The sequence below is a fragment of the Nostoc sp. DedQUE02 genome, assembly GCF_034531035.1.
Classification (GTDB): Bacteria; Cyanobacteriota; Cyanobacteriia; order Cyanobacteriales; family Nostocaceae; genus Nostoc.
This window is the reverse complement of sequence record NZ_JAVRBY020000117.1, coordinates 1-11,306: the sequence shown is the minus strand read 5'-3', so window position 1 is coordinate 11,306 and position 11,306 is coordinate 1. Positions and strand designations below refer to the sequence as shown.

Here is an 11,306-nt window from a genome sequence, read left to right as displayed (position 1 = left end):
CCCCAATTTATCGGGGGATTTAGGGGGATCTAGAACGTTTTGCTACCAAGAAGAGGACTTTTCAAACATCCTCTAAGACACCCGAAGACTGCGATCGCTTTATAATAGCAATCTCTACGATGGTCACTGAGCTTGTCGTACCCCTCCGGGGAAGCAAGCTACGCGCAGCGTCTCGTAGAGAAGTGCGGGCTATTCGGTGTCGCACCACCAACTCTACAGGCGATCGCTTTACAGCATACATTGAATATAGTTAGCAATAGGCAATTCCATTAGTGTTAATCAATAACTGTTACGTGGGATTGAACAATTGAGTGATGAGTAGTTATTACCATTGCTAGATTTAGTTCTTTCTTTACCACAAGTGTATAGCTGAGTTTCCTTACTTTTTGTTAATACTTTCTTCTTATCCTACTATTTAATACCTTATCAATTCTTAAATTAAGAATTGCTGAGATTGGTATAAGAAACTAAACTAGCCATAAAATTGATAAAAAACTTAAAGACCATATTATATATATTTACGTAGGAGTGTGATATACCTACTGATATATTTTTAGTCAACACCTGACTATGAAACAAAAAAAGAATAACCTTAAGACTCGTGTCCTTAGGGTATTATATGGTTCAAAACCCAAGATTTTCTTATTAATCTGCGTTTTTCTCATTAGTGTTTTTGGTATCTTGTTATCAAATTGGTTGATGACAAGCCAGACAGCGATCGCCAGGATTGATCTTTTGCAATCTGCTCCTAATCAACGGCTAGGCTATTACGATTATTTCGGCAAATTACTTAGCCCTCAAGAAGCAGCAGCAGTAGTTGCAAATAAGGGACTAGATGCTAATGATCCTATTTCCTATCAACGGGTAGGAGCAGTTAAAATTACTCAAGAATTAATAGCGCAAGGTGAAAATATATTCTTAAACCGTAAGATTGGAGACACATTCGGTTTACAAGGAGTATTTGGTTTAGGACAAGGCTTCACTAAGATATCAAAAGAATTAGATGTAGCGATCGCTAATTTGCAAGGTCAGCCAACGACAAACCTAAAAATTACTCTCCAAAACGATTTAACTATAGGTAGTCGAACTTTTCCCAAAGGAACTGTTATTCCTACAGGTTTAAAAATTCTCAAAGGACAGACTGTTCCACTAGGAACCACACCTAATGGCGGCGACATTACTTGTGCGCTTTGTCATGCAACTATTTCTAATAATAGTAAAGTCATTGCAGGAGTACCTAATGGGGAATTAGCCATCCCTTTGTTTATTGCCTTAGCACCAAATACAGCCGCAGGGTTTGCACGGTTAAACTTTAACCCCTTAGACCCACAATACAAAGGCAATGGTAAGACTATTATTGACAGTAAAGGTAATAAGGTAGAATTACCCGATCCTGAGAAGTTAGAAAAAGCCTTCGACGATGCTGTGCTAGATGTACCTTTTGGTCATTTCGAGAGTTCACCGGATGGTATTAGAAACAGTACTCAAATTCCCAGTCTATTCACATTTAAAAATCATCCTTATGCAGCATCAGGAGAAGGAGCCGTTGGCCCATTTGGTGGACTGAGCGCTCTTAATAATGGCGTTCACTCTTCAGAAATTAATCTGTTGGCAGCCGCTCAACTCAGTGCAGCTACTCTTGGTATTGATCCAGAGGTTTATATTGGGACATTTCTTCAAAATGCTGCCGTTAAGAGCCTACGTTTACCAGAAGGACTGATAGTAAAACCCTCAGAATGGCTACGGAAGATCCTACCAAATTCCATACAAGCAGAATTAGAAGACCAGATTCCTGCCCCTGGCACGGGAACTTACCCAAACCTACGACCCAGTTTGTTCACTTTAAACGGTTTGGTTTTCAGCCCAGATACTCAAAAGCCTGGTGATATTGCCAGTGGAACTTTCTTATTTGCTAGCAACGCCATGTCTGCTTTTCAAAATAGCTTACTACCACCTGCCAACCAGACTTCAGAAAACTGGCAAGCTTTGAACAGCAATTCTGTCAAGCGTGGTGCAAAAGTATTTGAGAAAGCCAATTGTGCAACTTGCCACATTCCACCCTTCTTCACCGACAACACAATTCATCCAATTGATGAAATTCGTACTAACCCCGCTCGTGCTGAGTCTCACTTGGCGCTGAATAAGTTGTTGGTAGCACCCAAGCTATACACTTTTAACACTCCCGTTCCCATACCAGCTAATGCTGAAGTGCTGGATATACCAACACAGGGTATCTCCGATACTCCCACGACTTTACCCAAAGGCATATTGCCCAAAGGCGGTTATAAAACGACTACGTTACGAGGTCTTTATGCAAGCGCACCATATTTACACGATGGTGGTGCAGCAGTTCGGGCAGGAAGCCTAAAAGTTGACTCCAATGGTAGTTTCACGGTAGTTGACAAGACTGGCTTAGGTCTTTCTGGCACTCTCAGCCAAGGTATACCAGCCGATCCAGCTAGCAGCTTGCGTGCCTTAGTCGATCGCAATCTTCGTGCCTTAGTTATAAAAGCCAACAAAGCTAACCCTAGTTTAGTGCGTAGTAACCTTGATGGCACAGGTCATGACTTCTACGTAGATAGACAGGCTGGGTTTAATTCCAATCAGCAAGCAGACCTAGTTAATTTCTTGCTGGCACTTGATGACAATCCTGGAAGCTTTTAATCAAGCTACGGCTGATAAGCTGTTCCACATTTAACTAGCATAACTAGGGTGGGCGAGATGCCCACCCTACAAGCTTTTGAATAAATGTGAGATATACAAACTAGATGTGGAACCAATACGGTTCGGTTAAAGGGGAAAGGGGAAAGGGAAAAGGTTTTGAATACATCCTTTCCCCTTTACCCCTTATCCTTTTCCCAGACCACAAGGAAAGTGAAAAATGCTTATCCGAACCGTATTGGATGTGGAACAACTTATCCAATCTTAAAGAGCTTTTTCTGGGAAACTACTGCTTGCTTTCGCTTCGTCCACCAGCCAAAACCAAGAGCAAGCAATGAGCCACTTAGTGTATAGGGTTCGGGAACAGGACGGGGTATGACACTAAAGCTGCCATAATCTACATTGCTTGAAAGCTCTGAATAACCTTCATCGAAACTACTGTAAAATACGTTAACATTGCCATTTCCATCTTCCCCGCTTCCAGAAACCAGGTAAGAAAAACCGTTCTTGGTTAACAGTGGTGTACTCGCATTCAACAGATTATCATTGATTCCGTATGTACCTGGTGAGAGCAGCCCGATGATTTGATTGCTAATTCCTTGGACTGTCCTTGTTCCAGTTATCCCTGTGATTGTGTAATTGTTTTTTATCGGGTCTAAATCGGTGGTGGTAAGGGTGCCACTAGCGGAGATTGTACTATTTCCTTCATAACTGGGAAAAGAGTACTGAAAATCAAAGAGTTGTACAGCTTGCGCCGCAGAAGATACGCTGACAACAGTGATACCTGTAATAGCACTAGCGGTAGCAATACCAAGCTTTGCGACTAATTTCATCAGATAATTCTCCTGAAAAACAATGTTGGTAGGTTCGGAAATCAGTGGTGTGCTGACAGTTCTGTAACATTACCCACCCAATAAATATTCTCCGTCTAAACTGTGCCACAAGCCTAGATTTGATGAGACCACATATCAAGTATCTCTAGCAGAACATTCACCTTTCATCGTTTCCTATATTCCGAACACGGCTTTATCTGAAAACGTCGGCAATCAAGCGGACTAGTGTCATTCACGAGTATCATAGGGTGCGTTACTCGCGCTAACATACCCTGCGATCGCTTTATAATTGCGATGTCTACGACGGGCGGTTCCTGAGCGCAGCCGAAGTGCGGACTACGCCTACACAGTTATGAAACAAATCCATAAGCACTTATCCCAATTCTCTTGATGGAGAAACGGTTTCGTGAGTTTGAGAAGATGGTTTACTCAAGAAGAAATTCCAGATTCTTTGAATAGCTATTATTAGAAAACCAATCACAATCACTCCTGCTACCACTGGTAAAGCTAGCGCCAGTAGAGACAGTCCGATCGCAATGACCAACTCAATGGTTGACACAACTGGATTGGTTAATCCACCTGAAACCCCTGTAGAACTTATCCGTAATATATTCGTTAATCCCTGAGTTAATCCTGCGGTTCCACCACCAGCAACTAAAGCTAACGTCCATTGCACCAGTGGATTCATCTCTGGTGCAACAGATGCTGTGACGATTGTCCCGGCGATAAATGCCGCAGGAGTGGCTACAATATCCAGCAGATGATCCAACCAAGGAATGTAATAACCGATAATTTCTAGCGAACAAGCGACTGCAAATACAATTACAGCTTGAGGTGTTTCCACCCAATCAAAGTTAGTCGGTAAATCTAAATGTCCAAAAACTGAAGCCACACTCAATGCTAGCAGTGGTACAAATACTCGAAAGCCAGCCGCCGCACTCAAACTAATCCCCAATAATAATTCAATAAATGTATTGAGATTGAACAAAGAATTTAAATCCATAGTAAGACTCAAGTTATACTCCTGGTGTTTTTTCCATCTTTGAGCTGAAGGGAGTAACAACTCTAAGCTGTGATCCCAAGATAAGAAACTTGGCGGAAATATTTCATCTGACTATGTGTAGAATCAGTGAAATCCCACCTCAATCAATAGATAATGCCATACCCCTACGAGAAATCTAAAGTTTAGACAATGCCCTGAGATACTTCCTGTGACACTTCTAGATTCCCCAATAGACAGAGAACTGCAACCGTAATAGTAACTAACATGTGGGTGTAGGAGAGTTATTAAGGAATATTTGCAATGGCAACTGAAACTAACAAAGCAGTTGAATTATCTACTGAAGCTAAAGCTTATAACGGTGTGGATCGCAATGCTTGGATTCTTGGGTGGAATCCGCAACAAGAATTGTGGAATGGGCGTTTAGCGATGATTGGCTTTATTGCTTACGTACTTTGGGATTTAGCTGGCTATAGCTTAGTACGTGACGTACTCCACTTGGTTCGCTAATTCTTCACTGATGATTTATCCCCCCTTGGGGAAATAATTCAATAAATAACAATTTAAAAGCGTTGTAATAAACCTACTCGTGAATTAGAGTCTAATACCAAGGTTATATATGGACGCACTAATACAATAATTCCGAAGGAGAAAAATATGATAACTAAAAACACAATATATGCGTTAGGAGTATTTGCTAATTCTCAAGATATAGAGCAGGCAATTAATGAATTGAAAACTGCTAACTTTTCTATGGAAAAAGTTTCTGTTATTGCTAAAGATGTAGAGCAAGGTGAAAACTTAGGTGACGCGCAGATAAGCGATCGCATCGCCGATCAAGATGTCAATACAACCAAAGCAGTAAGAGAGGCGTTGACAGCAAGTACTTGGGGTAGCGTGTTAGTTGGTTTGAGTAGTCTGGCGCTTCCTGGCTTAGGAGCCGTGCTAGCAGCAGGTTCCGTAGGTGTAGCATTAGTCAGCAGCGTTGCAGGTGTTGCTGTGGGAGCCGCAGCAAATCAAAATTTGTTGAAGGCACTAGGTGATTTAGGCATACCCGAAGAGAGAGCTAGAGTTTATAGCGATCGCCTGCAAGAGAATTATTATTTGCTCATCCTAGAAGGCTCAGAAGAAGAAATTAATCGCGCCAAACCGATATTACTTGATCGAGGTATTGAATATTGGGGTGTCTACGATTCTTTGCATACTTAAAATGGGGTGTGCTTTAACACTTTGTTCAACCAAAGATGAGAGTAACCTTTAATTTTATCTGCTTTTTCCTAATTCTTTTGTTAACTCTAAAGTTAGATGCATTTTATGTAATTAAAGGTGAAAATTAATAAATAATCAAACAAGAAAAGAATCATGAAAACTAACAACGTAACCAATTCTAACAATACTGAACGGACAACAATTGAAGGTGGAAGTAAAGAAGCCCTCAATCAAAAAACCTCTGTGCAATTTCTACTTAGTACATCACTGGGAGTTATAACAATTATCCTAGTTGCTGTAAGTGCTTATTACGGGCTGATTGGGTTTTAATCCGATTTTTTGAAACAGAAGTTTTTTGTTTTTTGGTGATAGAAAGATTTATGCAATTAAAGCCAATCAATCAGCAGGTTGTTTCCGTCGTTGGAGCTTCCAGTGGTATCGGACGAATCACAGCTCTTGAGTTTGCTAAACGGGGGGCTAAAGTAGTAGTCTCGGCTCGCGGTGAATCGAAGCTCAAGTCTTTAGTAGAGGAGATTCGCAGCTTTGGCGGCGAGGCAACTTATTGCGTGGCTGATGTAGAAGTATTTGAGCAAGTTAAGGCGATCGCAGATAAAACAGTGGAAGTCTACGGACGACTCGATACATGGGTGCATGTCCCTGCGATCGGCATCTTTGCCACCTTCGACAATACAACACCAGAAGAGTTTAAGCATGTCATTGATGTCGATCTCATGGGACAGGTATATGGTGCAATGGCGGCCTTACCTCATCTCAAACGTGAGGGACGCGGGGCACTGATCCATGTTTCTTCAATGGAAGGTAGGCGATCGCTCCCCTACCAAAGTGCTTACTCGGCAGCCAAGCACGGGGTTGAGGGCTTTATCGAAGCCATGCGCCTTGAGTTGCAACATGAAAAATGGCCTATCAGTGTCACAAGTGTGAAGCCAGCAGTGATCAACACTCCCTTTTGGAACAATGGCCGGACGAAATTAGGCGTAAAACCTTCTGGGATACCACCTTACTACGAGCCTAAACTGGTAGCTGATGCCATCCTATATGTAGCCGAACATCCAACTCGCGATTTTTTGGTTGGGGATGTAGCTAAAGTATTAGATTTGGTACAGCGCGTCTCACCATCATTAGTAGATTCACTGTTATTGCTCGTCGGCTTTAAATTACAACATACTTCCGAACCGAAATCTGAAGATGCACCAAATAATTTTTACCAATCTGTTGCTGAAGACGACAGAGTTAATGGAGATTATGGAAACTTAGTTATACCTAGTGTTTCCGATTGGTTAGATAAAAATCGGTTTCTTCAATGGGGTGCGATCGCTGGTACGGCAGCATTAGCATTGCTGGCGGCGCAAGTATTCAATATGAAGGAATAAATCTCCACAAATCGTTGCTTTGGTAAATCAGTGAAAAAAGCTGGAGTAGGTTCAATACAGTTCGGATAAGCGGGAGGAAAGAGGGTTATTGTTCAGTATCTTCTCTTCTCCCCCTGTTGCCTCAACCAAAAAATTCCTGAACCGAACGGTATTGGAAGTGGCTTGATGCAATTGTTTGTCTTGGTGAAATACTTTATTTGCCTTCTAAAGAATTTTATTCAACAAATATATTCCAAAAACCTAGTGTTCCTAGTCTGCTTTTTCAATTAAAAGACATAGTTGAAGTTGATTTTGCTCTTGAACTGACACCTCGGATTATTCAAGGAATTTTTAGCCTCAAAAAACTTATCCTAAGTTTAATATTTTTAATAAAAAAATTTCATCTTCACCGATGTATTCCAATATCTCCGAAGACTGATGGCAGAGTGATAACTTTCATAGTTTATTGAAATTAATTTAATATCAGGAGTCATTATTGTGGAAAAAAATAGTAAACAAGAACTCATAATTATTGGAGGAGCTGAAGATAAAAAGGAAGATTGTGAAATACTACGAGAGTTTGTACGACGGGCTGGAGGTACTAAAGCAAAAATAGTAATTATGACAGCAGCGACAGAACTACCTAGAGAAGTTGGAGAAAATTATATTAGAGTATTTAAAAAGCTAGGAGCTGAAGATGCTCGGATCGTTGATACAGAAACTCGTGATGATGCATATTCTTCTACAGCATTAGAAGCTGTCAGGAAAGCTACAGGAATATTCTTTACAGGAGGAGATCAAGCTCGAATCACAAGCCTTATTAAAGATACTGATCTCGACACAGCTATTCATCAGCGTTTTGTTGAAGGGGCAGTTATTGCAGGCACAAGCGCAGGAGCTGCTGTGATGCCAGATAAAATGATTGTAGAAGGCGATTCTCAAACTAACCCTCGGATGGAAATTGTGAATATGGGGCCAGGTTTAGGCTTTCTACCGGGAGTAGTAATTGACCAACATTTTTTACAGCGTGGACGCTTGGGGCGCTTAATTTCAGCTTTGGTACAAGAGCCTGCTGATTTAGGATTTGGTATTGATGAGAATACTGCAATGGTAGTTAGTGATAAACAAGTTGAAATCATTGGTGAAGGTTCAGTCACAATTGTTGATGTAGGGGCTACATATAACAATATGGGTGAAATATTAAAGGATGAAGCTTTAGCAATTTGTGGAGCAAAGCTTCATATTTTACCACGTGGTTACAAATTTGATTTGAAAAGCCGCCAACCTATCCTATCTTAAATAATGCCTCTACAGCAGATGTGTCTGTATTAATCGCAGCAACCGGGGGAGCAGGGGGCAGGGGGAAAGAATTAGAAATCGATTATTTGTATCAGACATTTCGTGAAATGTTATTATGGCTGAAATTAACAAAAGTGTCTACTTGCTAACATTTCCGTGGCTTTGTTGGGTTAAGCAAAGGGCAACCCAACAAAGCAATTTTTCACAAAGCCAAGCAAGCGTATTGACTTATAGTCTGAGGGCAATTAGCCAAAATTGTATGCTCCCAAATTAACGAATTTAGGAGAAGCAAAATGCTTTTAATTGGTTGATTAATTATGTGTAATATACAATTTGAAGTGGCAGGTAATGACTCGGATTAAAAGTAAACCATCTGTCTGGCAATTGGCTTTGAAGATTTGTAGTATAGGGTTGCTGCCTGCACTAACTACTTATCCCGCTTTCGGTGCAGAGCGGATAAAATTTAATTACGGCGCTTTAGAACGTTCTATCCCAATAAGTTCACTTGAATCCTATGCTAAAACAGGCAAAATGGATGATGAGTTTGCTTCATATAGTCAGTATATAAACAAAAAGCAACTCTCTCAACTGCGTCAAACTTTACTAACTCCTATTAAGTTAAATGAAGTAGGAGTTTCGCAGTTTCTTTATACACCAATTGGTGAGCGTTTGTTAGAAACATTAGGTAAAGTTATTCAGACTGAATCTAGATTATCAGGTTTTTATGCAATTCGTTCAGCCCTGATTTTAGCCGCCGCCGATTCAAATAATTTTACCCTTTTAAATGTCTTAAAAAAATACCCTTCTAGGGCAATTTCAATTAATTTAAGCCAGAGTTTAGAAATTGTCAATGCATTACAGAAGTTAGCTAATCAAACGGAAAATGCGGTAGCACTTATTAACCAAAAATTCCAACAAAAAACAACCAATAATTCTGGACTTAATACGCTTCCATTGGACTTAATAAAAAATGGAAGTTTTCGTTTTTCTAAGCAAAGTATCACTCTCAATGATTCAACGCGTAACAGAACTTTTCCAGCCGACATTTACCTTCCCATTGCTCCAACTCCGCGTTCGATAATTATCATTTCGCACGGGCTGGGGTCTGACAGAACAAGTTTTGCATATCTAGCTGAACATCTTGCTTCTTATGGTTTTGTAGTTGCTGTTCCCCAACATCCTGGTAGCGATTCCAAACAACTACAAGCATTATTAGCAGGTACAGCAGATAAAGTTACCAATCCTAGAGAACTCATTGATAGACCCTTGGATATCAAATACTTACTAGATGAACTCACTCGTTTATCAAATAACTCAACATTTCGCGGACGTTTGAATTTAGACCAAGTTGGTTTAATAGGACAATCATTTGGTGGATATACAGCATTAGCATTGGCAGGCGCAAAAATTAATTTTCAGCAACTCCAAGCTAATTGCCCAACTTTTGAAAATACATTAAATATTTCACTTTTACTTCAGTGTTTGGCTATAAATTTACCAATTGGTAACTATAATTTAGCTGATGCAAGAATAAAAGCAGTAATTGCAATTAATCCTGTTGATAGTAGTATTTTTGGTCAAGCTAGTCTCAGCCAAATCAAAATTCCAGTGATGATTGTATCTGGTAGTGCTGATACTGTTACTCCCGCTTTACCAGAGCAAATTCAGCCTTTCACTTGGTTAACAACTCCAAATAAATATTTAGCACTTATTAATGGCGGCACACACTTTTCTACTATTGCAGAATCATCGGATACAGTTGTGTCTGTTCCTCCACAAGTAATTGGTTCTAGCCCAGCTTTGGCACGTCGTTATGTTAAAGCTTTGAGTGTTCCCTTTTTTGAAACTTATATCGTCGGACAGCCAAGTTACCTTCCCTATTTGAATACAGATTATGTTAATAAGATTAGTCAGCAACCACTACCGTTAAGTTTAATTAAATCTCTGACGACTGAACAACTAGAACAAGCATTTAAATAAAGTTTTATTAGTCATGGAAAGCTCAAAACAAGTTGATTCTAGAGCTACTGAAGGACGGTTGTTATCTCGCCCAACTCGCCCCACAACAACCGCTTTGACTGGGTTACACCCACTAAGGCTAGATGAGCAGCGAGATGGTTTTGTTTATGTACCTGAAACCTATCGGGGAGATCAGCCTGCTCCACTGGTGTTGATATTGCATGGAGCCGGAGGCAATGCGGAGGGCGCGCTAAAAATCCTTTATCATCTGGCAATTCGCTTTGGGACAATTTTATTGGCAGTAGATTCACGCCAACAAACTTGGGACATTATTCGGGGTGGCTATGGCCCTGATATTGCCTTTATCGATCGCGCACTAGCACAAACTTTCAGTCATTATGCGATCGCCCCGAACCAGATAGCGATCGCTGGTTTCTCTGATGGTGCTTCCTACGCTCTTTCGGTTGGCATTACCAATGGCGACCTATTTAACCACATTATCGCCTTTTCACCCGGATTCATGGCTCCTCCTAGCCAATCCGGGAAACCGGGTGTATTCATCTCTCATGGAAAGTTCGATACGGTGTTATCAATTGAACGGTGCAGTCGCCGGATTGTGCAGAAGTTAAAACAAGCAGACTATGACCTAGAATACCGTGAATTCAACGGGTTACATACAGTTCCGACTGCGATCGCCGAAAGAGCTATGGAGTGGTTTACTCAATCAACACCGGATAAAGTGTTTCATTCGTGACATCAAAACTATGAAAACTGACCCAGGTATCGCTATAGATTCCAATCCTGTGAAAGTGGAGCCTCAAAAAAAGAGATGGGGAACTATTGGCATGAGGACATAGTTATTGGGCAATAGCTTGGGTTAAGCAAATTTATCTGTTATGGCAGGCTGTTCTTGAGCAGGGGAGGCTTCGGGAGCAGGGGAAGCAGGGGGAGAGAAAAAAGCTTAACTGAACTGTA

General features: G+C 40.8%; 11 protein-coding genes and 2 pseudogenes. 11 read left to right on the top strand and 2 right to left on the bottom strand.

From position 1 onward, the window contains the following. The first annotated feature begins 119 nt into the window (after positions 1 to 119). On the top strand, positions 120 to 254 hold the full coding sequence (locus RMX98_RS35565; protein WP_322679975.1) for a hypothetical protein: 135 nt from the start codon (positions 120 to 122) through the stop codon (positions 252 to 254). Between the two features lie 445 nt (positions 255 to 699). Next, positions 700 to 2,664, top strand: a complete 1,965-nt coding sequence (locus RMX98_RS35560; RefSeq protein ID WP_322679974.1) for a di-heme oxidoredictase family protein — start codon at positions 700 to 702, stop codon at positions 2,662 to 2,664. Positions 2,665 to 2,915: 251 nt separating this feature from the next. Here RMX98_RS35560 and RMX98_RS35555 read toward each other — a convergent pair whose 3' ends face one another. Beyond that, a complete protein-coding gene (locus RMX98_RS35555; protein ID WP_322679973.1) occupies positions 2,916 to 3,494 on the bottom strand; it encodes a PEP-CTERM sorting domain-containing protein in 579 nt (192 codons plus the stop codon). 19 nt (positions 3,495 to 3,513) lie between these two features. On the opposite strand from RMX98_RS35555, the pseudogene RMX98_RS35550 reads away from it, so the two are divergent. Beyond that, positions 3,514 to 3,714: pseudogene (locus RMX98_RS35550) on the top strand (homocysteine S-methyltransferase family protein); the annotation flags it as partial. A gap of 153 nt (positions 3,715 to 3,867) precedes the next feature. Here RMX98_RS35550 and RMX98_RS35545 read toward each other — a convergent pair. Then, entirely contained in the window at positions 3,868 to 4,497 is a 630-nt protein-coding gene (locus RMX98_RS35545; protein ID WP_322679972.1) for a DUF4126 domain-containing protein, read from the bottom strand. 300 nt (positions 4,498 to 4,797) lie between these two features. Between RMX98_RS35545 and RMX98_RS35540 the strand changes: the two genes are divergently transcribed. The 8 genes and pseudogenes from RMX98_RS35540 to RMX98_RS35505 all read left to right on the top strand — a co-directional run bounded on the left by RMX98_RS35540 (position 4,798) and on the right by RMX98_RS35505 (position 11,085). Next, positions 4,798 to 5,004: a chlorophyll a/b-binding protein gene (locus RMX98_RS35540; RefSeq protein WP_322679971.1), complete on the top strand. Its 207-nt coding sequence runs from the start codon at positions 4,798 to 4,800 to the stop codon at positions 5,002 to 5,004. A 147-nt stretch (positions 5,005 to 5,151) separates the two neighbouring features. Beyond that, on the top strand, positions 5,152 to 5,703 hold the full coding sequence (locus RMX98_RS35535; protein WP_322679970.1) for a general stress protein: 552 nt from the start codon (positions 5,152 to 5,154) through the stop codon (positions 5,701 to 5,703). Between the two features lie 153 nt (positions 5,704 to 5,856). After that, positions 5,857 to 6,033, top strand: a complete 177-nt coding sequence (locus RMX98_RS35530; RefSeq protein ID WP_322679969.1) for a hypothetical protein — start codon at positions 5,857 to 5,859, stop codon at positions 6,031 to 6,033. A gap of 50 nt (positions 6,034 to 6,083) precedes the next feature. Continuing rightward, positions 6,084 to 7,094 (top strand): SDR family oxidoreductase, encoded by a 1,011-nt coding sequence (locus RMX98_RS35525; RefSeq protein WP_322679968.1) that lies wholly within the window; start codon positions 6,084 to 6,086, stop codon positions 7,092 to 7,094. Between the two features lie 167 nt (positions 7,095 to 7,261). After that, a pseudogene (locus RMX98_RS35520) lies at positions 7,262 to 7,543 on the top strand (DUF1392 family protein); the annotation flags it as partial. Between the two features lie 28 nt (positions 7,544 to 7,571). Next, on the top strand, positions 7,572 to 8,372 hold the full coding sequence (locus tag RMX98_RS35515; RefSeq protein WP_409881379.1) for a cyanophycinase: 801 nt from the start codon (positions 7,572 to 7,574) through the stop codon (positions 8,370 to 8,372). 348 nt (positions 8,373 to 8,720) lie between these two features. Then, positions 8,721 to 10,352 carry an alpha/beta hydrolase gene (locus RMX98_RS35510; protein WP_322679967.1) on the top strand — a complete coding sequence of 544 codons (1,632 nt, stop codon included), beginning with the start codon at positions 8,721 to 8,723 and terminating at the stop codon, positions 10,350 to 10,352. A 13-nt stretch (positions 10,353 to 10,365) separates the two neighbouring features. After that, a complete protein-coding gene (locus RMX98_RS35505) occupies positions 10,366 to 11,085 on the top strand; it encodes an alpha/beta hydrolase (protein ID WP_322679966.1) in 720 nt (239 codons plus the stop codon). Positions 11,086 to 11,306 lie beyond the last annotated feature (221 nt).